We start from the raw sequence: 23066 nt of genomic DNA on the forward strand, positions 1-23066 counted from the left end.
CCGGCCTGGCCGGATCGTCAACCAGTTGGGAGTCTTCATATGCCGGATTATGCAGGCAAGGTCGCCTATGTTACAGGCAGTGGCAGCGGGATCGGCCGGGGACTCGCCCTGGCTTTCGCGCGGGGAGGGGCGGCGCTGGCGCTGGTCGACATCTTGCCTTCTTCGCTGGAAGAAGTGAAGGCGGCGGCGGAGGAAGCCGGCTCCCCCAAGGTCACGATCCATGTGGGCGACGTCACGGACAATGACCGGCTCGCGGCGATCGCCGGGGAGGTTTTGGACGCCCATGGCGAGGTTCATTATCTGTGCGCCAATGCTGGCGTCGGGCTTGCTGGAATTCCGTTCACGAAGGTGACGCCCGAAGAGGTGCGCTGGTCCCTCGATGTCAACACCATCAGCGTCTATGAAACCGTCCGTTCGCTGATGCCGTCCATGCTGGCGCACGGAAAGCCTGCCCATATCCTCTGCACGGCGTCTCTGGCTGCCCTGGTGGCCTCGCCCGGCTGGCATATCGCCCTCTATGCGGCGGCGAAATTCGGGGTTGCGGCCTTGTCCCAGGGCATGCGGGATGAGATTGGGGACAGGCCGATCAGGGTTTCCACCATCTATCCGGGGCTGACCCGCACCAACATCGGCGCCAACTTCCTCGCCCTGCGCCCTGCGGGAGGCGTCACGCCGGACATCCCCGAAGGCCTCGCAGAGTCCGAAAAGACCATCTCTCCCGACCAATCCGCGCAGATCATTCTGGCGGCCGCCGCCGCGGGTGTGGAGGACATCTTCACACATCCCGATGACGCGCGGGAGATGCATCAGGAATATTGCGATCGTATCCAGAAGGGCATCGCTGGTTCCAGCGCGGTCGTCGCGCGCATCCGTGACCATGTGACCGCCTGAATGCCGGAGTTCGAAGCCCGGACGGGCGCAGAGTAATTTTGCTGGGAGAAACAGGATGCTTTTTGAACGGGTCGATCGGGTCATCGCGCTGGTCGATGACATTGACAAAGCCAGGGACTTCTTCAGCGATCTTCTCGGCTGGAAGTTCGACGATGTCATCAGGTCGGAAGAACAGCAGATCGCCGTAACGCTGGCGGGCCGCCATGGTTTTGAGCTTGGCCAGCCACTTTCCGACGGCCATCCAGTCGGCGCGGCGGAAATGAAGCATCTGGCGGACCATGGCCCTTGCCTGCGCACCTTCGTCATCAAGGTGTCCAACCTTGATGAGGCGGTCGCGCATTTCCGCAAGCGCGGGATAGAACCGCTGATGATCAATTCGATCGGACCCGCCCGCGAAGCCTTCTACGATGCCAGCCAGACCTACGGCATTTCCTTCCTGCTCAACGAATATCCCGAACCGCACCCTATGTCGCTGATCGGCAAGAAGGTCGAACAAGAAGGCGGCTGAGCGAAACGTTATAAGTGACTATTTCAAACGATAAGAAAGCGTGCGTTATGAACAAAGTCGTTATCGTCCCCAAAACCAAGATCGGCTTGTCACGGGCTGATATTCAGCATCATCTGTTGAACGTTCACGGCCCGCTCGCCATGGCGCATGAAGAGGTCGGCGGCCGGTTTGACGGATATGCGCATGCCTATGCCATCGATGGCGCGTCCGACAGTGTCAGCGGCGCGCCACTGCTCGATTGCGACGCGCTCTCGCTGGTGCGGATCGCGTCAAAGCAGGTTGCTTTCGCAACGCTGGACAATGATGCCTATCGCAATCATGTGCAGCCGGACGAGGATAATTTCGGTGACCGCGAAGGCACCCGCATCCTCTTCGCCGATGCAACCGAATGGGGACCGCCCGCCAAGAGTGGAGACACGAAGGTCATCCTGTTCAGACGTGCGGAGCGCACGCCCCCGGCCACCGCATTGGCGGAGTGGCGTACCCGGCTGGAAAGGCTGGTCTCCCGCTATCCCTCGGTTTCATATTGCCATAACGCCATCGAACAGGGTGAAGAACCAGCGGCCTGGGACGCGATCGATGAAGTGGTTGTGCCCAGTGGGGGGCTGCCACAGGATTTCTCTGCCCAACTGTCGGAGGCTGCGATTGAAGTGTTCGGTACGGATGCGGTGGCTGCGATGGTGACGCGCTACCAATTGTTCAAATAGGGCGGGCGCGCGCCCCTCGCGATCAACAATCGACCCGCACTTTCAGCGAGGAAAAGCCGCGCAACACCGCATGATCGGTGCGCTGTTCTTCCAATATTTCGATGCTCCTGATCCGGCGCGTCAGGGCGGTGAGCAGCGCCGTCATTTCCAACATCGCCAGATTGGCTCCGACGCAGCGGTGGATCGCGTGCCCGAAGGAAAGATGATCCGTGCTGTCGCGCTCGATGTCGAAGCGATCGGGGTCGGGATAGCGCCGCTCGTCACGATTGCCCGCCGCGAACAGCATCAATATGCGGCTGCCCTTTGGAACCTCAACGCCGTCTATATTGGCGTTGCGGGTGAGCAGGCGTGAAAAGCCGGTCACCGGACTTTCGAGTCGCAAGGCTTCGTTGATCGCGCGCGGAATCAGGGCGGGCCGGTCACGGAGGCGTTGCCACTGTTCAGGATGCTTCGCCAGCAGCCACATCAGATTGGACGTTGCGAAGATAGTGGTGTCGAGCGATGGCGCGAGATAGGCTTGCAGCAGGCTTTCGAACGTCTCCTTGGTGATCTCGCCGGCCTTCACTGCTTCATGAAGTTCCGCCGCCCAGCCGCCCGGCACCAATCGTTCCGGCAAGGCGGCGTCCGCGATATAGGCGACCATTTCGCCGACGATGGGAAGCGCTTCCGCCGCATAGCTGCTGCCTTCCATCGCCATGCTGTTGAAGACGGCCGCCGCCCAATCGAGCATCCGCCGCCGTCCATCGTCCGGCATGCCGACCAGTTCCGACACGATCGTAAGCGGCAGATGCTGGGCAAGGTCCGTGGCGGCGCAGAACTCGCCGCGTGACGCCAGATCGTCCACCAGCGCTTCCGCGGTTTTTGTGATCTGTTGCCGCAAGGCCGCCAGCCGCCCTGGCGCTAGCGGGCGGCCGACGACCTGCCGCAATCCGGTGTGCAGCGGCGGGTCGCTGGCAAGGACGGTCCCGCTCAGCGCGTCATTCATCGTCTCGTTCAACGCCACGCCGGACTGCGAACTGAACAGGGACCAGTCGCTCAACGCTTGTTTGAGATCAGCGTGGCGGCCCATGGCGAAGACCCCGCCCGGTAGGCGGCAGACGGGGCCCGCATCGCGGATCGCCTTATAGGCCGGATACGGATCGGCGATCAGCTCAGGCGAATATAGATCGATATCCAGATCGGCAATCATGGTGGCATCCTCTCAGCCTTGATCAGCGCCAGTGAACCATGGGCAATCCCGCAACTGGGGAAGTGAAATAGGGGAGGCGGCTCCCCTTTAGGCTGCCGAGATAAGCAGTCTTGAGGTCGGGGCCCCCAAAGGTCACGCTTGCAAGCCAGGGCGCGATCGTTCCGCCGCAGCGCGACAGAGTGTCGAAGGAAACGCTCTCCCCCGTGGCGAAGGCCGCTTCAAATTCTGCCGTCGCGGCATCATTGCCATCGTCCAGTAGTTCAAGCAGTTCGCCGTCAGGCGTCAGGGCAATCAGCCGGTCCGCCAGGAACATCGTGCCCCACAAATTGCCATAGGCATCGAAGCTGATGCCGTCGATCAGCCCCTTGCCAAGATTGCCGGGGCCGAAAATCTCCCGGTCGGTGAGTGATCCATCCTCACGGATGCGCAGCCGCGTGATGCGCTTGGCCGTGGTTTCAGCGACATAGATCCACTCTTCCGCCGCATCCAGCCTGACCTCGTTCGTGAAAGAAAAGCCATCGGCCACGATCCGCGCGCCGCGCTCGTCGATCAGCAGCAGATAGCCGTCATGCAATGTGCTGCAAATCGCATCGCTCCACGGGTTGATCCGGGTGGAGATGGTCACCCACAGCCTGTTCCGGCTGTCTCGCAGCACGAAATTGACCTTGCCCATCGGCGCGCCGTCAAGTTCGGAAAGCAGGACTTGCGTCGCGCCGCCAGGGGTCATCATCTCCAGCCGGTCCGTGCCGAAATTGGCGATGAGGAAATTGCCCTCGGCATCGAAGGCCAGCCCGTTGGGCAGGGTGCCGGTCAACAGGCTGGACGCGGCATCGGCGGCGAGATCGAAATGATGGTCCGCCTGCTGGGCAATCAGCCGCTGCGACCCGTCCCTGGCGATCGCCACCACGCCGCCGCGTGCGTCGGCCGTGAACAATGTGCCGTCCGGGCGCGCCAGGATGCATTCGGGGCGCTGCAATCCCTCCCCCACATATCGGATGGTGGCGGGATCGACCTGCCAGCCCCTGAGGGGATTGGGTCCGGGGGAGGTGCGGATGACGGTCATGCGGATATCCTTGTATTGGCGGCGCCCTTGAGCTGGAGAAGCTCGCGGGCCTCGGCGGGTGTTGCGATTTCAAGCGAGAGCGCTTCGATGACCTGCCGGATGCGGGTCACCTGATCGGCGTTTGACCGGGCCAACCGTCCGGGGCCGTCCCAAAGCGAATCCTCGATCCCCACGCGCACATTGCCGCCGATCGCCGCGGACATGGTGGCGATCGGCATCTGGTTGCGGCCAGCGCCCAGCACGGACCATTGATAGTCATGGCCGAACAGCCGGTCGGCCGTCCGCCGCATCATGATGACATCTTCATAATGCGGCCCCGCGCCGCCCCGCAGACCAAAGACCGACTGGATGAAAAGCGGCTTGGGCAGCAGGCCGCGATCCAGGAAATAGGCGGCGGTATAGAGGTGACTTGTGTCATAGCATTCCAGCTCGAACCGCGTCCCCGCATCGCCGCAGGACCGCAGAATATGCTCGATGTCCCGGAAGCTGTTGCGGAAGACCAGATCGTCGGAATTGCGCAGATACGGTTCTTCCCAATCATGCTGGAATTCCTTGAACCTGTTCAGCATCTCGAACAGGCCAAAGTTCATCGATCCCATGTTGAGGGATGCCAGTTCCGGCTGGAACACGCGCGCGGGCTCCAGCCTTTCTTCCAGCGTCTGAACGGGCGATCCGCCGGTCGTGATGTTGATGACGACATCGCTCTGTTCGGCGATCGCGGGAAGGAAGCGCCGGAACAGCGCCGGGTCCTGGCTGGGACGCCCATCCTCTGGCTGCCGGGCATGAAGGTGCACGATGGCAGCGCCCGCCTGCGCCGCCCCGATCGCCGCCTCTGCGATCTCGGACGGCGTGACGGGCAAATGCGGCGACATGGACGGCGTGTGGATGGCCCCTGTCACGGCGCAGGTGATGATCACTTTCCTCAAATTGCAACTCCATGAAATTCGTGAGGTCCAGATCCATTCATTTTTGCGGCCACCTTCTGGACGACTTCGCGCAACCACAAATGGGCGGGATCAAGATCGGTCCGGGGGTGCCAGATTGCGGTTTCTTCAAGCGGATCGACCGGCAGCGGCGCTGGCACCGCCTTCAATTCCAGGGCGTCCGCATGCAGCGCCAGCATCCGCGCTGGCACCATCGTCAGCAGTTCGGTCTGGCTCGCCATCGCCATCGCATGCAGGAAGGAAGGCGCCCATGCGCGGGTGGGCGGCCGTTTCGATTGCCGCCTCAGCGCCTGTTCGACCAGGCTGATGACCGTTCCACCGATGCGGACATCGACATAAGGCTGCTCGCAAAACTCGTCATAAGTGAGTTCCTTCGCAAGCGCCGGATTGCTCCTCGAACCGACCAGCACGAAATGATCGATGAAGAGGCGTTGCGTACAAAGACCGTCGTTCGCATAGTCCGGGTCGAAGAGGACGCTGTGCGGCAGGGCGACGCCCATGTCGAACTGACCTTCGCGAAGGCGCGCGATCATGTCGATCGACAAGTCATGCATTTCGCAGGTCACATGGGGAGCGAGCCGCCCTATTGCGTGGACCAGCGGCACACCGAACACCTCGGCGCAATAACCCGACATCACGATGCGGAAGGAATGACGGGCGGTTTCCGGGTCGAAGCTCGCCTCGGTATTGAATATGCCGCGTATCCCGAAAAGCAGGTCCTTGACTGGCCCGGCGATGGCTTTCCCGCGGGGCGTCAATTCCATCTGGCGGCCGATGCGTTCCAGCAGCGGGTCGGACAGTTGGACGCGGAGCTTCTGGAGCGCCGCGCTCATGGCAGGCTGCGAAACGCGCAATTTCTCCGATGCCCGCGTCACATTTCGTTCGGTCAGCAACGCATCAAGCGACACAAGAAGATTAAGGTCGAAGCCTTCGAAATGCATGGGTCAGCCGATCGCGCCAAGCTGGCGCCTATGCCCGGCATAGCCATGCCCAGCCTGGCACAGCTTCGCACATTCCAGAGCAATGCCGGGAATCCTCGCTCGTCCCCCCATGCTCCATCTCCGTCCGTTACTGCCAATGGCTCGCCGCTCTTCCGGGTTTTATCGGAGCAGGACGGGGCTAGAAAATTTAAAGTGATAATGTTTGATATAACCGGGGATTATCTCAGGAACCGCGCTCGTGCGGTTATGTTTCGGTCATGATCGCGGTGGGATCGCGGCCGGTGAGTTCCGATCGCACGAATTCGCGCAGCCATCCGACTTCGGGATCTCCCTCGGTGCGGCGATGCCAGAAGAAGCCCAGCGGGATCGCGGGAATGGGGAAGGGCGGCGGAAGCACGCGCAAGGGGTAGATGCGGGCATAGGCGACGCCCAGCGACGAAGGCACCACGCTGATCATGTCCGTGCGGGAAATGAGGTGCGGAACGCTCAGGAAATTCGGGACATGCAGGCGGACGCGGCGCGCCAGCCCAAGATCAGCGACGCGACGCTCGACGATCGCCTGGCTGCTGCCTTCCTGATCGACCACCAGATGCTCCGCTGCAAGGAAAGCGTTGAGGTCGAGGGACGTGCCGACGATCTGATTGCTATCACGCACGATGCAGCTGAAGGGATGTTCGAACAGGGGTGCGCATCCGATATTGGGTCCGCGCACATCCGGGAAATAACCGATCGCAAGGTCGATCATCCCGCGCTCCAGCGCTGCATGTACCTGATTTTGCGGAAGGGACAGGCACCGCAGCGTGATCCGGGGCGCAACCTGGGCGAGCACATCCAGAAGCGGCGGCAGGAAGACGAGCGCGCCGATATCGGACGTGGTCAGCGTAAATTCCCGGTCGCTATTCGCCGCATCATAACCCGGCTTGCGGATCACCTTGCCCTCTATAATCGCCATAGCTTCGCGCAGGGGCGTGATGATGCGTTCTGTAAAGGGCGTCGGCCGCATTCCCCGCCCGGTTCGCACGAACAGCTCGTCGCCGAAATAGCGCCGTAGTTCGGCAAGGCGGCTGCTGGCGAGCGGCTGCCTGATCCCCAGCGCATAAGCCGCAGCGGTCAGGCTGCGGCTGTCATAAAGACGGTCCAGCAGAAGCAGCAGATTAAGGTCAAGGCGTCTGATATCCATATATCGAATAAGGCATATCTCATCTTAGTCGCTTTTCAAGATGAGCCTGACGAGCGATAGGGATTGGCGCTGCGTCGACAGCGCAACAAGGATAGGATCTGCCGAATGGATATAGCAGCGCTGCGTCGCACGCCGGAGGGCTATTTCACCACCCGCTGGGGATTGCCGGAATATACCGACTGGCTGGATGAAAGCATGTCCTGGAAGCAGACATGCTATATTGGCGACTGGTCTTTCCTGTGGCAGCGGCGTTATCGCGGTCCTGACGTCTTCAAGCTTTTTTCCGACTTCACCGTCAACAGTTTCGCGAATTTCGCCGTAGGCCAGTCCAAACACGCCATACACGTCACGAAAGCGGGCAAGGTCATAGCGGAAGGCATCCTGACCCGCTTGGGCGAGCAGGAAGTCCGGCTATTCGGGCGCGGCACTTTCTGGATCGATTATCAGCTCGCCCAAGGCAGCTATGATGTCGAGAGCATTGCGGAGGAAGGCTATAATTTCCAGGTGGCAGGACCGCTCGCGGCCGCCGTGATGGAAAAGCTGGTTGGACCGCAGATCCGCGACATCAAGTTCATGCGTAATGGCGAAACGATCATCGCCGGGCGGCCCGTGGTCGCGCTGCGTCAGGGCATGTCGGGCGAGCCGGGCTGGGAGCTGCAAGGCCCTGCGGAAGACGCGAAGGCCGTCTATGACGCTGTGGTGGAAGCGGGACAGGAGTTCGGCATCCGCAAACTGGGCGGCCGGGCCGCCTTCATCAATCATCTGGAAGCCTGCTATCCTACTATCGTTACCGACTATATGCCTGCGATTTTCGATGAGGACCTTCGCGGCTATCTGGAAGCCTTCCGCGTCGGGTTGCCGGCATTCGCCTCCACCTTCAATGTCGCGGGCAGCTTCCAGTCGGATGATATCAGTGACTGGTATCGCAGCCCGGTCGAACTGGGATGGGCCAAGGTGATCAATTTCGACCATGATTTCCTTGGCCGCGCCGCGCTGGAGGCCGAAGTGGCAGCGCCCCGGCGCGTGATCCGCACGCTTGTCTGGAACGCTGACGACGTGCTGGATGTCCATGCGTCGCTGTTCCGCTCTGGCGCGCCCTATCATTTCATGGAGATGCCACGGGACCAGCGCGGCTTCATGTGGGCCGACCGCGTTGTGGCGGGTGGACAGGATGTCGGGGTCGCGACCTCGCGCGGGTACAGCTTCTTCTTTCGCGAAATGCTGTCGCTATGCGTCATCGATGTCGCCCATGCGGAAATCGGCACCGATGTCACAGTAATCTGGGGTGCGCCAGGCGAACCGCAGAAGCAGATCAGGGCGAAGGTCGCGTCCGCGCCTTACAAGCAGGATAATCGTCGCGTGGATATGCACGCGCTGCGCTGATTGCTACTAATCTCACTCCTGTCATTTTCGAGCCGGGGGGAATGCTCGTGTCCGATACCTATATTTTGAAGCTCAGTTGTGCCGATCGTCCGGGCATAGTCGCGGCCGTCGCCGGAACGCTGGTGCGCAATGGCGCGAACATCCGCGAGGCGCAGCAGTTCGAGGATGTCTTCACCGGCCGCTTCTTCATGCGCGTCGAATTCACCTTGGCGGACGATTCCAGCCTGCCGTCTCTGGAGAAGGCCTTTGTCACGACGGCGGGTGAACATGGGCTCGATTGGACCATGCGCCCTCATGCGACGCCCAAGAAGGTTCTGATCCTCGTTTCCAAATTCGACCATTGCCTTGGCGACCTTCTTTACCGGCACCGGCTTGGCGAATTGAACATGGACATTGTCGGCATCGTGTCCAACCATCCACTTGAGGCGCTCAAGGTGTCGCTGGTGGGTGACATCCCCTTCCATCATTTCCCCATCACCAAGGATACGAAGGCGCAGCAGGAGAGCCGGATCAAGGCCCTGGTCAACGAAACCCAGCCGGATCTCATCGTGCTGGCGCGCTATATGCAAATCTTGTCCGACGACCTGGCCGCTTTCCTCGCAGGGCGCTGCATCAACATTCATCACAGCTTCCTCCCCGGCTTCAAGGGCGCGAAACCCTATCACCAGGCCCACGCCCGCGGCGTCAAGCTGATCGGCGCGACGGCCCATTTCGTGACGGCTGATCTGGATGAAGGACCGATCATCGAACAGGATGTCGATCGCGTCAGCCACCGGGATTCGCCCGACGATCTGGTCAGGAAGGGCCGCGACATTGAACGCCGCGTTCTGTCACGCGCGGTTCACGCCTTCCTGGAGGACCGGGTGTTCGTGAACGAGCAGACGACCGTCGTCTTCCCTCACTAAGACCATAAGGATAAAGTTGCGGCAGCTTACGTGACCATCCCCGGCATCATCGAGATGCCGGGGATGGTATGTCAGACTAACGCGCTCAGCTAATCTTCGGGCGCGAGTGTCACCCGGATGCCTTCAAGCGCTTGCGTGAAGGGAATCTGGCAAGACAATCTGGACCGCGAATTGCGATGGGCCGAACTGTCGAGAAGGTCATCCTCATCGGCGCTGATCGGTGGAAGATGCCGCGCAAATTCCTCGTCCACGATGATATGGCATGTGGCGCATGAACAGCATCCGCCGCACAGGGCCAGCAATTCATCTACGCCGCCGTCACGGATGATCTCCATCAGGCTCAAGCCTTCACTCGCCTTCACATCGACCTTCTGACCCTCTCGGGTGGTCACTTCAATCGTCGTCATTCCTCGTCAGCGCCTTTACATCTCAATAATTTGCGGTACCAAATGGAGGCGGCCTGATCAGGCCGCCGCAACCCTTTCCCGCTGCACGAGATCAGCGACGCGGCGCCGCGCCTCGACTGCCGCGCGGTCCGCTGCCACGCTATATTCGCGCGCCTTTTCCTGATCCGGCGCGCGCTGGCACAGAGCCGCCGTCGCTTCGATCATGGTGATGTCTTCGTCAAAGACGGAACTGACATAGGCGCGATAGGCGTCGACGTCATAGGGCTCGCCATGGTCGCGCGCCCAAACCCAGAAATAATGGGTGGCGAGCGGCGATACTGGCGTGGTCAGGTGGATCACCCGCAGGGCGAACCGTTCCAGCCCGTTCGGCTCCGGGTTGGGATCATGCATGTCGACCGCGCCTATATTGACGGACGGGGAATAGTAGCAGCCCCATGAGGTGCGATTGATGGGCTTGCCGACTTCCTTGCCAGCGGGATCGGCATAGACTGCCGCCAGCGGCGACATCTTGAATTCCTGCTTATATTTGATGAAGCGATCGGTGACCTCGACCTCCGGCGCATCCGTCCAGTCGGCAACTTTCAGCGACTTGGCATGCAGATAGGCGAAGTGCGTCAGGTCCAGAACATTCTCCTTGATCTGCATGTAGTTGCCCTTGACGGACTTGTATCCCCACACGCTATGCCAGCTTGGATTATCCAGGAACGCCAGTTCTTCAGGGATCAGCGACGGGTCGGCATCCGCCCGCTCGCCGCCCCATAGCCAGATGAAGCCATAGCGTTCGATCGCCGCGAATGCGCCGACCTGAATGGCGGAAGGGGTATGGCGCTGCGATGGCACGTTGATGCATCGGCCGGTCTCGTCAAATGCCATGCCGTGATAGCCGCAGACGATCCTGTCGCCCTCGACCTCACCCATCGAAAGCGGAGCCCAGCGATGCGGGCAGCGATCGATCAGGGCGGCAATGGACCCATCTTCCTTGCGGAAGATCACGATCGGCATTTCCAGCGCCCACCGCGCGATCGGCTTTGCGCCAAGCTCGCTCGCATGGGCGACGACCCACCAATTATTCTTCGGCCAATTCCGCATTTCGTCCCCGCTAAGGCTCTCGCGCACTGGCTCCGGCATCAGCATCGATGGATTTTGCATGGAATACCTTTCTGAGTTCCTCTGCCTGTTGCGACCGGCCGTTGCATGCCTTTTCGCAAGCATGTCAGACGGCGTACCGTTCTTTCGCCTAAGAAATATCGCGCGCTTGCACGCGCGTAAAATATAAGCTGGTGATACCCGATATCAGTCCAGTGGATGGGCAATTCAGCGCTTTATCCTTAAAGGCTGCCACTCCTCGCCCGGCGGCATTGGAGCGAAATATTCCTCGACCATGGACCCGGTCACGCCCTCCGGTTCCGCGGGGGTCCATTTCGGATCAAGATCCTTGTCGATCAGCAGGGCGCGCACCCCTTCAATGAAATCGGCGCTGCGGCAAATGCGTGTGGCGATGCGATATTCCATGCGCATCTCGTCGGCGAAATCACTGTGGCGGGCAGCTTCGATCAACTGACGCAGCGCGATCTTGCAGGTGAGATTGGATTTTTTTGCAAGGGCGGCCAGTTGCGCGGTGGCCCATTCGCCGCCATCGCTGCGCAACGCCGCAAGAATATCCTCATAACGATCGCTGGCGAAAAGGCGATTGATATCGGCTTGCTGCGCCTGGATTGCAGGCGGCGCGGCTTCGACCGTCCATGCCGCGAGACTGTCCTGCGGCTCCCTGCCGGAGGACAACAGCGCCGCCTTCGCCTCCTCGACCTTGCCGGAGAGGATATAGTGTGTAGCGACCTTCAACGCCACGCAGTCCGCGCCGTTCAGGCTCGCGCCGGTAAGCGCGAGCCATGCGCCGATGCGGCCCGGCAACCGCGAAAGATACCAGCCGCCGCCGACATCGGGAAAGAGGCCGATGCCGCTTTCCGGCATCGCAAGGCGCGTCCTTTCCGTCGCGACGCGGTATCGGCAGGGCAGGGATATCCCCACGCCTCCGCCCATGGTGATGCCGTCCATGAAGGCGATTACCGGCTTGGGATAGGTGAACAGCAGGTGGTTGAGCTGATATTCTGTATGAAAGAAGGCGGCGGCTTCCTTGCCGTCCGCAGCCCCGCTCTCGGCCAGCATGCGAATGTCGCCACCCGCGCAGAATCCGCGCCCTTCGGCATGGTCGATAATCACCAGCCTGACCGCCGGATCATCGATCCACGCCGCGAGCGTCTCAAGCATAGCACGGCACATCGACAGATTGAGGGCATGCAGCGCCTTGGGCCGGTTCAGCTGGAGCCGCCCGACGCCACCCTGCACCTCTATGATGACGTCGCCGCTCATGGTCAGCTCAGCGTCGGCATGATGAAGTCCGCCCCGGCACGAATGCCCGTCGGCCAGCGCAGCGTGGCTGTCTTGAGCCGTGTGTAGAAGCGTACGCCTTCCGGGCCGTGGATATGATGGTCGCCGAACAGCGACCGCTTCCAGCCGCCAAAGGAATGGAAGGCCATGGGGACGGGGATAGGAACGTTGACGCCGACCATGCCCGCCTGCACCCGGCTGAGGAAGCTTTGCGCCGCATCGCCGTCGCGGGTGAAGATCGCCGTGCCGTTGCCGAATTCATGATCGTTCACCAGCGTCAGCGCTTCCTCGAAACTACCGGCGCGCACGACCGAAAGGACGGGCCCGAAAATCTCCTCCCGATAGATGCGCATATCGGGGCGGACATTGTCGAACAGCGTGCCGCCCAGGAAGAAGCCCTGCTCATAACCCTGTAGCGACAGGCCACGGCCATCGACCACCAGCTTCGCGCCTTCTGCAACGCCAGCATCGATATAGCCCGACACCTTGTCGCGATGGGCGGCGGTGATGAGCGGGCCCATCTCGGCGGCGGGATCGGTCCCCGGCCCTATGGCCAGGCTGCGCACACGAGGCGTCAGCCGCTCGATCAGCGCGTCGGCCGTTTCCTGCCCTACCGGCACCGCGACGGAAATCGCCATGCAGCGTTCGCCAGCGGAGCCGAAAGCCGCGCCCATCAGCGCGTCGGCCGCCTGGTCGAGATCGGCGTCTGGCATGATGACCATATGGTTTTTCGCGCCGCCCAGCGCCTGCACACGCTTACCCGCCGCAGTGCCGCGATGATGCACATATTCAGCGATCGGGGTGGAGCCGACGAAGCTGATCGCATCTACACGGGGATCGTCCAGCAGCGCATCCACCGCCGCCTTGCCGCCATGCACCACATTGAAGACGCCATCGGGAAGCCCCGCTTTCTGGAGCAGCAGGCCAATCTCTCCCGCCAGGCTGGGATCGCGCTCGGAAGGCTTGAGCACGAAGCTGTTGCCGCAGGCGATCGCCACGGGAAACATCCACATCGGCACCATGGCGGGGAAGTTGAACGGGGTGATCCCCGCAACCACGCCCAGCGGCTGGCGCAGCGATACGGCATCGACGCCTCTGCCGACCTTTTCGCTATAGTCGCCCTTCAGCATCTGCGGGATGCCGCAGGCGAATTCGACGACTTCCAGCCCGCGCGTGAGTTCGCCCTTCGCGTCGGACAACACTTTGCCATGTTCGGCCGTGATGATGCCCGCCAGCCGGTCCATATTCTGTTCGACCAGATCGCGGAAGCGGAACAGCACGCGCGCGCGGACATGCGGAGGCGTTGCCACCCAGGCCGGGAAAGCGGCAAGCGCGCTGGCGACCGCTTGGTCAACGGTCGCCGCGTCGGCGATGCTGAGGGTGCCGCTCTGTTCGCCCGTGGCGGGATTGAAGACCGGCAGCGTCTTGCTGCCACTGCCGGAGGTGAAAGCTCCGCTGATAAAATGCTGAATCGAAGTCACATGATGTCTCCTTAAGCCGCCGCCCAGACCTGGCGATAGATCGCCTCGATCTCGCCGGGGGTGGGAATGACGGGATTGTTGGACGGTGAGCCTGAAGCCAGCGCCTGTTCGACCATCGTGGGCAGAAGCGCGTGCCAGCGCTCCCCATCGATGCCGTAGGCCGAGGGGCTGGGCACCTTGAGTTCGGTGTTGAGCCGGACGAGTTCGTCGATCAGCTTGCCGACTGCACCCTGATCGCCTTCGCTCTCATCCGCGACGCCCATGGCGCGGGCGCATTCGGCATAGCGGGTGAGGGCGCCCGGCGCTGACCATGCTGTCACCGCGGGCAGCAGCATGGCATTGGACAGGCCATGGGGCACATGGAAATGCGCGCCGATGGGTCGGCTCATGCCATGGACGAGCGCGACGCTGGCGTTGGAAAAGGCAATGCCCGCCTGTGTCGATCCGAACATCATCGCCTCGCGCGCGGCCCTGTCCTGCGGGTCGGCCCATACGCGATAGAGGTTCGGCGCGATGGCGCGCATGGCGGACAGGGCGAAGCTGTCGGAAAAGGGGTTCGCGCGCCGCGACACATAGGCTTCGATCGCATGGGTCAGCGCGTCGATGCCGGTGTCGGCGGTCAGTCGGGGCGGCATAGTCAGCGTAAGCTCGTAGTCGATCAGCGCCGCTACCGGCAGATAGGCGAGGCCCGTGCAGAGCATCTTTTCATCGTTCTTCTCGTCAGTGACGATGGTGAAGCGCGTCGCTTCCGACCCCGTACCGGCCGTCGTCGGAATGGCGATCACCGGCAGGCCTGAAATGTCCTGAATATGCGGCACTTTGTAATCGCGGCATTCCCCACCGAAGGCCGCCAGCACCGCGATCGCCTTGGCGCTGTCCATCGGGCTGCCGCCACCGAAGCCGATCACGCAATCATGGTTTCCACTAAGCAGGTCGGCGAGCGCATTTTCGATCGACGCCACGGTCGGCTCAGGCACCGTATCCGAAAAGACGCGCGCTTCGATCGCATCGGCGCTAAGGCCATGCAGCAGCTGTTCGACACGGCCGCTTTCCAGCAGGAAACGATCGGTCACCAGAAACGGGCGCGACAGGCCCAGCATCTTGAGCACCGCGCCTAATTCCTTGGACGCGCCTGCGCCAATCTTCATCACGCGCGGCAGCGCAGCTTGGTAGGTCATCAGGGTCCTCCGCCTTTTTCACGGCCTAGCCTAGCGCTTCGTGCAACGATACAGATATGGTTGCGCAGTATTTGTGCGGTTTTGCGGGAGGGATGGCGTTGGCATTCGATTGGGGCGACCTGCGCTATTTTCTGGCCGTGGCGCGGACCGGCACCGTCTCAGCCGCCGCGCGCAGGCTGGCCGTGGACCATGCGACGGTGATCCGCCGGATCGATGCGCTGGAGCGGGGGCTTTCGACCAAATTGTTCGAACGGACGCTTCGCGGCTATGGGTTGACCCGGACGGGCATCAAGCTGCTGGAGGCGGCGGCGAAGATCGATCATGAAGCCGCCCATATCGAGGCGGAGATCGGTTCGGCGGGCGAGATCAGCGGTCACATCCGCGTCAGTTCACTCGAAGGCTTCGGCAATTTCTTTCTGGCGAGCCGACTGCCTGCTTTCACGCGCGCCTACCCCCGGCTTCGCATCGAACTGCTGACCATTCAGCAGATCGTCGCCTTGTCGCGCTGGGAGGCCGATCTTATCATCACGCTCAATCCGCCCAATCTGCCCAAATCCGACCGCAAAGAATTGGTGAATTACCGGCTGTTCGTCTATGGATCGCAGGAGTATCTCGCCAGCTCTCCCGAAATCCACAATCGCGATGATCTGGTCCGCCACCCCTTTTCCGGCTATATTGATGATCTGGTCTTCACCCGCGGCCTCGACTATTTGAGCGAAATCCTGCCGGGTTTGAGGCCAGCGCTGCAAAGCTCCAGCCTCTATGCGCAGATGGAATTCGCCTGTGCCGGGCATGGGTTGTGCGTCCTGCCCGCCTTCATTGCCCGCAGCCGTCCGCAACTGGTGCCTATCCTGCCGCACGAGATCATGCTTGAGCGAAGCTACTGGCTTGTCGAGCCTTCCCAGGGGGAAACGTCGCTGGCGGTCCATACAGCGGCAAGCTGGATACGTGAGCGCGTATCGGCCGAACGACACCTGTTCCAGTAATCGCAAAGCTGCGGCGGGCCGGAACCTTGCCGATCCTGCCATAAACCCAGCGGATGGCGGGGATAAAGACATACGATTTGATGGCGCTGCCGCGCGCTATTATTCCAGCAAATGAACCCAGCCGCCTTGCTGGCAAGAATTGTGTGGAGAGTATGACGTGACAATCCTCGGGATAGAATCGCTCGTTTATTGTGTCGACGATCTGGAACGGTGCGTCGATTTCTTTGAGGATTATGGCCTCAAAATCTATGATCGAACCAGCGACATGGTGCGTTATCGCCTGCCCGATACATCCAATGTCATATTACAACGGCTTTCGACCCACCCGATAGAGGGTTCGGAAATCGTCGGCATCGGCGTTCATGAGACTGTATGGGGTATTGATTGCCAGGCCGATCTCGACCGTCTGGCGGCACGCGTCGCGGCCGACCGGGATGTGCGCCGCGATCCTGACGGGACGGCGCATTTCATCGCTGATGGCGGCATTCCCATGGCGCTGCGCCTCTGGCCCACCTTCCGCATGCCGCAAACGTCTGTCGATCCGGTCAATTCGCCGGGGAACATCAACCGGCTCAATGTCCATCGCAAATGGATCGAGCGTGCCTATCCGAAGCGGCTCGGTCATGTCGTTTTCTTCGTCGCAGATACCGATGGCTGCGCCCAGTTCATGCGCGATCGCCTGGATTTCCGCCTGACGGATACGCAGCGTGGCTTCGGTTCCTATCTTCGCGCTGATGGCGCAAGCGATCACCATAACATCTTCTTCTATAGCTCAAACCTTCCCTTCGCGTCGGTGCAGGGCAAGACATCTTTCTGCCATACGAACTTCGCGGTCACCGATCTGGACGAGATCATGGCTGGCACCCTCTATATGCAGCGCCGGGGCTGGGCGAAATCGGAATGGGGGCTTGGCCGTCACCGGATTTCCTCGGGCCTGTTCAACTATATTCCCTGTCCGGCCGGAGGCGACGCCGAATATGGCGCGGATGTCGATGCATGTGACGACAATTGGGTCCCGCGCGATTTCGACGCGATGTTCGGCTTTGCCCAGTGGATGCACGACATCCCGCAATTCTGGTATGAAGGGCACGACTGGAGCGTAGGTTTCGCGCCCGGCTTCGTTCATGACCGGGGCGAGACAAAGCCGCGTCCTTATCTCGCGGCGGAAAAGCAGTTGGAAGCGCATCCGAGCGAAGTTCCGGCAGGTGATGAGCAGGTGGCGGCTGAATAGCCGCGCGATACACGCTCCCCAGGCACCGTTGGAGAATTTTTTCGGCTCAGGCCTTCATGGTCTGGGCCGGAACGCTGATGCTTGCATGCGCTCTCCCATGGTCTTCCCGATGAGCCAAACTATCGGTCCGGCTGATGCCGTTCATAACCAGCTTGCATTTGATCTGGCTGCTCTGTTCCTTATCGAGCGTAACTGAATGGCAAAGAAACTCCCAGGGCGAAGTCCCTGGAGGTCATTTGGGTTGGCAGTAAAGAAAAAACGTAAATTATACGCCGGGATCTATGTCCGGCGGAGAAGTTGGGCATTGCTGCCTGCTCTGAATTTATTGTCCGTTCATAGGATAGCCGGAATCGGCGAAATCAATCAGCCGCGAATATTGGCGGTTATGGGGGAGGAGTAATAGCCATGCGAACAACGAAGATGTTGGGCGTGTCGATCATTGCATTGACAATATCCACGCCTGTATGGGGACAGGAGCACGCCTCTGGTAATGACCAGAATGCGCCTGCTGCCGGAGTATCAGGTGCAAACGGCAGTTCCGCTTCCTCAGGCCAGATTGAGGATATTGTAGTCACGGCGCAACGGCGCAGTGAAAATTTGCAGCGTGTTCCGGTGTCGGTAACTGCCGTGACTGCGGAGGCCGTGCAGGCGCTCGGCGTCCGTGGCACGCAGGATCTCGCCGTGATCACCCCCGGTCTTAAAGTCACGATCTCGGTGGGAAATGCCACGCCATTCCTTCGCGGCGTCGGCGCACAATCAGTTGGTGCGGGGCAGGAATCTAGCATCGCCACTTATGTCGATGGCGTCTATATCGCGTCTCAAGCAGGCTCCGTGTTCGCACTCAACAATATAGAACGTATCGAAGTACTGAAGGGGCCACAGGGAACATTGTTTGGCCGCAATGCAACGGGCGGCCTTGTACAGGTGATAACGCGCGATCCCAGCCAGACGCCTTCGGTGGAGGCCAGCGTCGGCTACGATAATTTCGAAACACTGGAAACAAAGCTATACGCGACCGGAGGGATTGCACCAAATCTGGCGGTGGACTTCGCGGGCTATTATTCTCACCAGGGGCAGGGCTGGGGGAAGAACATCCCCACGGGTGAGGACGTCAACAGAACACCGCTTGATCTATCGTTGCGCACCAAATGGCTGTATGAGCCTGGTTCCGACACGCGGATCACGCTTTCGGCAGATTATTCCAAGACGCATTCAAGCAAGGCCGTCGCCGTCCGGGCGATCGAGGGCGTGGTGACTGCGACAGGATACCGGTTTAACGGCGGATTTTGGGATACCGCGAGCGATTACTTCTCCGATTCGCGTGTCGAAGCCTGGGGTGGTAGCCTGAAGGTAGAACAGGGGCTCGGCGACATTCGCCTGCTCAGCATCTCTGCATATCGCAACACGAAGGGTTTTCAAAGTTTTGACCAGGACGCCAGTCCAACGCCTGGCCTGGTGATTGCCTTGCAACCACGCGAAAAGCAGTTCTCCCAGGAACTGCAACTTCTGTCGGACGAGAGCAGCCCGATCAAATGGATTTTCGGCCTTTATTACTTCCGTAACGATGCCAGAACCAATCCCAACGCGACGGTTTACCCGTTCCTCTCGCACCAGCCCGGTCCTATTGATCAGATCACCAATGCTCGTCAGGTGACCACATCGCTGGCAGCCTATGCACAAGCGACGGTTCCGCTGGGTGAGGACACGAATCTTACGGGTGGCATTCGCTACACGCGTGATCGCCGCCGGTTGAGCGGATATAACCAGACTATCCTGACTTTCGCAGACGTTGCGCTTCCGCGAACCGTCGCGGAGCCTCAAAAGGTGACGGACAGCCAGCCCAGCTGGCGCCTGTCTCTCGACCATCACTTCACGCCTGACCTGATGGTCTATGCGTCCTACAATCGTGGCTTCAAAAGCGGGACGTTCAACTTGAATGCCCTTACAGCCCCTCCGCTCGAGCCCGAAAGGATCGATGCCTTCGAGGGAGGGTTGAAGGTCGATGCGCTCGACCGCCATTTGCGGCTGAATATTGCTGGGTTCTATTATGACTACAGCAATATCCAGTTGACGCGTACATTGTCCGGCACGCTCCAGATCCTTAATGCGGCATCAGCCAAGATCTACGGCGCTGAGGCTGAATTGACGGCAATTCCGTTTCAAGGATTGACGCTGCGAGGCTCACTTTCCTTGATGCATTCGCGCTACACATCTTTCCCCGATGCGGTTCTGATCACGCCCAACAGGGACCCGGTAACCGGGCAATTGACAGGAGGCAACTCCATCAGCTCCTTCGATGCGTCAGGCCGTCACACCATCAATGCTCCAGATTATACCTTCAATCTTGGCGCAACTTATGAAACCGCTCTTGGCGGCGGGACGCTTTCACTGAGCGGGAATTACTATCGCAGCGCACGCTGGTTCCCGGAGGCGGACAACCGTATCTTCCAGCCGGGGTATGAACTTGTGTCCGCCGAAATCGGTTATTCTTTCCCCGGCGATCATTACAAGGTGCGCTTGTGGGGCCGGAACCTCACCAACTCCAAGGTTTATGGTCTTTTGAGCGAGCAGGAATTGGTGGACGGCGGGTCCGTCTTCGAACCGCGCACCTATGGCATAGCGGTGAGCGCCCGCTTCTGAGGCGCTCATACCGTCCGCGCGCAGGGCATTGCGTTGTCTTGCGCGCGGAACCAGCCTCAAGTGTTGGAAGCGCTTTGCGGTCAATCCCCGTATATGTCGCTAAGCCATTGAGGCGGGTGGCTAAGCCACTCGGCTGAACCGCTGTCCTTTTATCACTCGCCCTTCGTTTCAGCAGATGCCGTTTTCCGTGGTGCTGCCCGGCGCTTCGCCTTTGCCTTGGGCGGAGTGGGTGCATCAGCTGCCGCCGCTGCCTTATCCTGCCCCTTCGGGCTTGCGATCGAGAGGCGCTTGCGCGCCTTCGCCTTGGCATCGGCGGTGGGTTTTTCCGCTGCCTTGCTCTTGACGTCCTTGTTCGGGGAAGCGGCTGGCGCTTTCACCGGCGCGGCCGTAGCGGGCTTTGCTGCCGCTTTGGGCTGTTCGGGCGGCGCGCTTTGCGCAGGCGTAGTTTCCGCATTGCCCGCAGGGGTCTTGCGGCCAAGGCCAAGCCGCTGGGCAACGCCACGGCGCGCTTCGGAATAGTTGGGCGCAACCAGGGGGTAGGATTTGGGCAGCTTGTAGCGCTGGCGATATTCGTCCGCCGTCAATCCATTGGCCTCAAGATGCCGCTTCAATGTCTTGTAAGGCTGACCATTGATCAAGCTCAATATATGGTCAGGCGATGACAAGCTCTTGCGGATCGACACGGCCGGGACATATTCCGGCTCCGCAGCCCCCGCCTCTTCGGCCGGATTTTGCAACAGCGCCGCGCGCGTCGACCTGATCAAATCGGCCAGGCTCTCGCTCGGAACATTGTTCTTGGAAACATAGGCGCTCAAAAGTTGAACGGTAAGTGCCGTAATGTCGGGCTGTAGTTCATCGGGCATCGTGGGGCATCCATCCGCAGGGAAGAGAAGGCAAGCTCTTAGCTTGTCCTGACCTTCGATGTAAATGGTGCCCTGCTCGTCTGTCACGGCTATAGCGATGTTAGCAGGCGAGGCGTCCTGTGCAGGATCAACTCTGTACCTTGACGGCGCTGGTCAGCTTTGTTCCTCCGGCCAGTAAAGCCGCATGGGATTGTCGACCAGCAGCTTGCGCTGAAGTTCGGCCGTTGGCGCGATGCGGGGGATCATGTCCACCAGCAACCCATCGTCGGGAATGGCCTTTTCCATATTTGGGTGAGGCCAGTCAGTGCCCCATAGCACGCGGTCAGGATAATCTTCCACCAGCGGCGCGACGGAACGGGCGAAATCATCCCAGGGCGGGCCTTTCGGGTCTAGCCGATCGGGGCATGTGACCTTGGTCCAGATGTCGTCCCGGCTGTCGAGTAATGAGCGGAAGGCGCGCATGTCGGCACCGTCCGGCCCCTGGGATACGTCAGGGCGGCCCATATGATCGATGACGATCAAGGCCGGAATGGCGTCTAGGAAGGGGCGCATTTCCTCCAATATGTCCGCTTCGAAATAGACGACGACATGCCAGTCCAGCGGCTGGACGCGGCGGGCGACTTCCAGAAACTTGTCCTTGGGCGCGTCGTCGACAAGGCGTTTGAGGAAATTGAAGCGGACGCCGCGCATGCCGCCTTCATGCAGCTTTTCCAGCTCCGCATCGCTAATCGCGGGATCGACCACGGCGACGCCGCGCGCCTTTCCTTCCGAACGGGCGATGGCATTCAGCGTCGCACTGTTGTCGGTGCCGTGGCAACTCGCCTGGACGATGACGTTGCGGGAAAAGCCCAGCCGGTCGCGCAGGGCGAACAGCATGTCCGGGCCAGCATCTTCCGGCAAATATTTGGCCTTCGGGCTGAACGGGAATTGCGCCATCGGGCCAAATACATGGCAATGCGCATCAACCGCGCCCGGCGGCGGTGTGAAGCGCGGAATTGACGGATTGGCGTGCCAGCTGACGATGCGGTCCGTCATGCGAAAATTTCTCCATCCATGAGCTTGCGGGCGGTGCGAAGCATGGCGGCGCTGGTGATATTGCCGCTTTCGTCCAGTTCCATGACGCAGGTGGTTTCGCCGGTCGGATGTTCGACCGGCAGCGTCTTGCGGTTACCGTCCGGGATGGCGGCGACCTCGGCGGCAGGCGACCCTTCGATCAGGCAGGCGGTGGCGACGCTCACCGCGCCCAGCACCCCAATTGAGGCATGGGCGCGATGGGGGATGAAGCTGCGCACCGTGACAGCGCCGCCATTGCGCGGCGGGGCGACGAGCATCATCTTCGGCACCGACTTGTCCTTGACGTCGCCCAGGTTCATGCGTTCGCCGACAGCGAGGCGGATCTTTTCGATGCGCGCCTTCAACGCGCGGTCATTGTCCAGCGTCTCACGGTCTTCATAGCCGGTGACGCCGACATCTTCCGCCTTCATGACGACGCATGGCATGCCATTGTCGATCAGGGTGACGCGCACGCCCTCGACTTCATCGAAGGCGTTGCCGGTGGGGAGAAGCGCGCCGCAGGAGGAACCGGCGGTGTCGCGAAATTCCAGCGGGATGGGCGCGGCGGTGCCGGGCACACCGTCTATCCTGGCGTCGCCGTCATAGCGGACCTTGCCACCGGGCGTCTGGACCGTGGCGATGGCGATCTGGCCGGTATTTTCCATATAGATGGCGACACGGGTCTCGCCTTCGCTGGCGGGGATGAGGCCGCGCTCTATGGCGAAGGGGCCGACGCCTGCGAGGATGTTGCCGCAATTCTGGGCGTCGGTCACGATGGCCTGATCCACGAAGACCTGGAGGAAAAGATAATCGACATCGACGCCTTCGCGGTCGGATTTCTTCACGACCGCGACCTTGCTGGTCAGCGGATCGGCGCCGCCCATGCCGTCGATCTGGCGCGGGTCGGGGGAACCCATGATGCGCAGGAGAAAGGTGTCGCGGGCGGCTGGATCGGCGGGGAGGTCCTGAGCGAGGAAATAGCCGCCCTTCGACGTGCCGCCGCGCATCCACATGACGCGGGCTTGGGTGGATGGGGTCACTTCAACCTCCGTTCGCTTCGAGCGTAGTCGAGAAGCGGTTAGCGCGTTTCCATCGTTTCTCGACTATGCTCGAAACGAACGGCTTTGG

Annotated in this window: 21 protein-coding genes; 8 read left to right on the forward strand and 13 right to left on the reverse strand. The window is 60.9% G+C overall.

The annotated features are described in order from the left end of the window. The first annotated feature begins 39 nt into the window (after positions 1-39). The 3 genes from ET21_RS0119640 to ET21_RS0119650 are packed head-to-tail and all read left to right on the forward strand — an operon-like array spanning position 40 to position 2106. Positions 40-891: an SDR family oxidoreductase gene (locus ET21_RS0119640; RefSeq protein WP_051768256.1), complete on the forward strand. Its 852-nt coding sequence runs from the start codon at positions 40-42 to the stop codon at positions 889-891. 55 nt (positions 892-946) lie between these two features. Next, positions 947-1399 carry a VOC family protein gene (locus tag ET21_RS0119645; RefSeq protein ID WP_021239021.1) on the forward strand — a complete coding sequence of 151 codons (453 nt, stop codon included), beginning with the start codon at positions 947-949 and terminating at the stop codon, positions 1397-1399. 47 nt (positions 1400-1446) lie between these two features. After that, positions 1447-2106, forward strand: a complete 660-nt coding sequence (locus ET21_RS0119650) for an EthD domain-containing protein (RefSeq protein WP_030540993.1) — start codon at positions 1447-1449, stop codon at positions 2104-2106. Between the two features lie 22 nt (positions 2107-2128). Here the strand turns inward: ET21_RS0119650 and ET21_RS0119655 are convergent, their stop codons facing one another. The 5 genes from ET21_RS0119655 to ET21_RS0119675 all read right to left on the reverse strand — a co-directional run bounded on the left by ET21_RS0119655 (position 2129) and on the right by ET21_RS0119675 (position 7423). Beyond that, positions 2129-3295 (reverse strand): cytochrome P450, encoded by a 1167-nt coding sequence (locus ET21_RS0119655; protein ID WP_030540994.1) that lies wholly within the window; start codon positions 3293-3295, stop codon positions 2129-2131. Positions 3296-3317: 22 nt separating this feature from the next. Beyond that, positions 3318-4358, reverse strand: a complete 1041-nt coding sequence (locus ET21_RS0119660) for an SMP-30/gluconolactonase/LRE family protein (protein WP_030540995.1) — start codon at positions 4356-4358, stop codon at positions 3318-3320. Continuing rightward, positions 4355-5284 (reverse strand): 3-keto-5-aminohexanoate cleavage protein, encoded by a 930-nt coding sequence (locus tag ET21_RS0119665; protein WP_030540996.1) that lies wholly within the window; start codon positions 5282-5284, stop codon positions 4355-4357. Before ET21_RS0119665 ends, ET21_RS0119660 begins: the two co-directional genes overlap by 4 nt. Beyond that, positions 5281-6243, reverse strand: a complete 963-nt coding sequence (locus ET21_RS0119670; RefSeq protein WP_051768257.1) for a LysR family transcriptional regulator — start codon at positions 6241-6243, stop codon at positions 5281-5283. The genes ET21_RS0119665 and ET21_RS0119670 overlap by 4 nt, the downstream gene beginning before the upstream one ends. 244 nt (positions 6244-6487) lie before the next feature. After that, positions 6488-7423 (reverse strand): LysR family transcriptional regulator, encoded by a 936-nt coding sequence (locus ET21_RS0119675; RefSeq protein WP_030540998.1) that lies wholly within the window; start codon positions 7421-7423, stop codon positions 6488-6490. A 105-nt stretch (positions 7424-7528) separates the two neighbouring features. On the opposite strand from ET21_RS0119675, the gene ET21_RS0119680 reads away from it, so the two are divergent. Together ET21_RS0119680 and purU are read left to right on the forward strand one after the other, a co-directional pair. Continuing rightward, positions 7529-8806, forward strand: coding sequence for an aminomethyltransferase family protein (locus ET21_RS0119680; protein WP_030540999.1), 1278 nt, complete (start codon positions 7529-7531; stop codon positions 8804-8806). 47 nt (positions 8807-8853) lie between these two features. Beyond that, the gene (purU, locus tag ET21_RS0119685; protein WP_030541000.1) at positions 8854-9711 is read left to right on the forward strand and encodes a formyltetrahydrofolate deformylase; all 858 of its coding nucleotides are present in this window, start codon (positions 8854-8856) and stop codon (positions 9709-9711) included. Positions 9712-9800: 89 nt separating this feature from the next. Here the strand turns inward: purU and ET21_RS0119690 are convergent, their stop codons facing one another. From ET21_RS0119690 to ET21_RS0119710, 5 genes are all read right to left on the reverse strand, one after another. Further along, on the reverse strand, positions 9801-10118 hold the full coding sequence (locus ET21_RS0119690) for a 2Fe-2S iron-sulfur cluster-binding protein (protein WP_021239013.1): 318 nt from the start codon (positions 10116-10118) through the stop codon (positions 9801-9803). A 57-nt stretch (positions 10119-10175) separates the two neighbouring features. After that, the gene (locus ET21_RS0119695) at positions 10176-11267 is read right to left on the reverse strand and encodes an aromatic ring-hydroxylating dioxygenase subunit alpha (RefSeq protein ID WP_051768258.1); all 1092 of its coding nucleotides are present in this window, start codon (positions 11265-11267) and stop codon (positions 10176-10178) included. 165 nt (positions 11268-11432) lie between these two features. Beyond that, the gene (locus tag ET21_RS0119700; protein WP_030541002.1) at positions 11433-12488 is read right to left on the reverse strand and encodes an enoyl-CoA hydratase/isomerase family protein; all 1056 of its coding nucleotides are present in this window, start codon (positions 12486-12488) and stop codon (positions 11433-11435) included. A gap of 2 nt (positions 12489-12490) precedes the next feature. Next, a complete protein-coding gene (locus ET21_RS0119705) occupies positions 12491-13987 on the reverse strand; it encodes a CoA-acylating methylmalonate-semialdehyde dehydrogenase (RefSeq protein ID WP_030541003.1) in 1497 nt (498 codons plus the stop codon). Between the two features lie 11 nt (positions 13988-13998). Further along, complete coding sequence (locus tag ET21_RS0119710; protein WP_030541004.1) at positions 13999-15165, reverse strand: iron-containing alcohol dehydrogenase; 1167 nt, start codon at positions 15163-15165, stop codon at positions 13999-14001. Between the two features lie 92 nt (positions 15166-15257). Here ET21_RS0119710 and ET21_RS0119715 point away from each other — a divergent pair, with 92 nt between their 5' ends. The 3 genes from ET21_RS0119715 to ET21_RS0119725 all read left to right on the forward strand — a co-directional run bounded on the left by ET21_RS0119715 (position 15258) and on the right by ET21_RS0119725 (position 20022). Next, the gene (locus ET21_RS0119715; RefSeq protein WP_037471508.1) at positions 15258-16151 is read left to right on the forward strand and encodes a LysR family transcriptional regulator; all 894 of its coding nucleotides are present in this window, start codon (positions 15258-15260) and stop codon (positions 16149-16151) included. Positions 16152-16308: 157 nt separating this feature from the next. Then, positions 16309-17382: a VOC family protein gene (locus tag ET21_RS0119720; protein ID WP_081856792.1), complete on the forward strand. Its 1074-nt coding sequence runs from the start codon at positions 16309-16311 to the stop codon at positions 17380-17382. A gap of 405 nt (positions 17383-17787) precedes the next feature. Then, positions 17788-20022 (forward strand): TonB-dependent receptor, encoded by a 2235-nt coding sequence (locus ET21_RS0119725; protein ID WP_030541007.1) that lies wholly within the window; start codon positions 17788-17790, stop codon positions 20020-20022. Positions 20023-20174: 152 nt separating this feature from the next. Here the strand turns inward: ET21_RS0119725 and ET21_RS0119730 are convergent, their stop codons facing one another. The 3 genes from ET21_RS0119730 to ET21_RS0119740 form a co-directional block, all read right to left on the reverse strand. Beyond that, positions 20175-20885 (reverse strand): MucR family transcriptional regulator, encoded by a 711-nt coding sequence (locus tag ET21_RS0119730; protein WP_030541008.1) that lies wholly within the window; start codon positions 20883-20885, stop codon positions 20175-20177. 153 nt (positions 20886-21038) lie between these two features. Continuing rightward, on the reverse strand, positions 21039-21920 hold the full coding sequence (locus ET21_RS0119735) for an amidohydrolase family protein (protein ID WP_030541009.1): 882 nt from the start codon (positions 21918-21920) through the stop codon (positions 21039-21041). After that, positions 21917-22951, reverse strand: coding sequence for a 4-oxalomesaconate tautomerase (locus ET21_RS0119740; protein WP_030541010.1), 1035 nt, complete (start codon positions 22949-22951; stop codon positions 21917-21919). Before ET21_RS0119740 ends, ET21_RS0119735 begins: the two co-directional genes overlap by 4 nt. Positions 22952-23066: the final 115 nt, after the last annotated feature.

The sequence above is a fragment of the Sphingobium sp. DC-2 genome (assembly GCF_000722555.1).
In the GTDB taxonomy this organism is placed as follows: Bacteria; Pseudomonadota; Alphaproteobacteria; order Sphingomonadales; family Sphingomonadaceae; genus Sphingobium; species Sphingobium quisquiliarum.

Bases quoted from the DNA above. Each gene is read 5' to 3' on its own strand.
- ET21_RS0119710 (WP_030541004.1), bottom strand. From the start codon at position 15,165: ATGACCTACCAAGCTGCGCTGCCGCGCGTGATGAAGATTGGCGCAGGC.
- ET21_RS0119740 (WP_030541010.1), bottom strand. From the start codon at position 22,951: ATGTGGATGCGCGGCGGCACGTCGAAGGGCGGCTATTTCCTCGCTCAG.
- ET21_RS0119695 (WP_051768258.1), bottom strand. From the start codon at position 11,267: ATGCAAAATCCATCGATGCTGATGCCGGAGCCAGTGCGCGAGAGCCTT.
- ET21_RS0119730 (WP_030541008.1), bottom strand. From the start codon at position 20,885: ATGCCCGATGAACTACAGCCCGACATTACGGCACTTACCGTTCAACTT.
- ET21_RS0119715 (WP_037471508.1), top strand. From the start codon at position 15,258: ATGGCGTTGGCATTCGATTGGGGCGACCTGCGCTATTTTCTGGCCGTG.
- ET21_RS0119670 (WP_051768257.1), bottom strand. From the start codon at position 6,243: ATGCATTTCGAAGGCTTCGACCTTAATCTTCTTGTGTCGCTTGATGCG.
- ET21_RS0119725 (WP_030541007.1), top strand. From the start codon at position 17,788: ATGCGAACAACGAAGATGTTGGGCGTGTCGATCATTGCATTGACAATA.
- ET21_RS0119680 (WP_030540999.1), top strand. From the start codon at position 7,529: ATGGATATAGCAGCGCTGCGTCGCACGCCGGAGGGCTATTTCACCACC.
- ET21_RS0119735 (WP_030541009.1), bottom strand. From the start codon at position 21,920: ATGACGGACCGCATCGTCAGCTGGCACGCCAATCCGTCAATTCCGCGC.
- ET21_RS0119675 (WP_030540998.1), bottom strand. From the start codon at position 7,423: ATGGATATCAGACGCCTTGACCTTAATCTGCTGCTTCTGCTGGACCGT.
- ET21_RS0119660 (WP_030540995.1), bottom strand. From the start codon at position 4,358: ATGACCGTCATCCGCACCTCCCCCGGACCCAATCCCCTCAGGGGCTGG.
- ET21_RS0119650 (WP_030540993.1), top strand. From the start codon at position 1,447: ATGAACAAAGTCGTTATCGTCCCCAAAACCAAGATCGGCTTGTCACGG.
- ET21_RS0119700 (WP_030541002.1), bottom strand. From the start codon at position 12,488: ATGAGCGGCGACGTCATCATAGAGGTGCAGGGTGGCGTCGGGCGGCTC.
- ET21_RS0119640 (WP_051768256.1), top strand. From the start codon at position 40: ATGCCGGATTATGCAGGCAAGGTCGCCTATGTTACAGGCAGTGGCAGC.
- ET21_RS0119690 (WP_021239013.1), bottom strand. From the start codon at position 10,118: ATGACGACGATTGAAGTGACCACCCGAGAGGGTCAGAAGGTCGATGTG.
- ET21_RS0119655 (WP_030540994.1), bottom strand. From the start codon at position 3,295: ATGATTGCCGATCTGGATATCGATCTATATTCGCCTGAGCTGATCGCC.
- ET21_RS0119645 (WP_021239021.1), top strand. From the start codon at position 947: ATGCTTTTTGAACGGGTCGATCGGGTCATCGCGCTGGTCGATGACATT.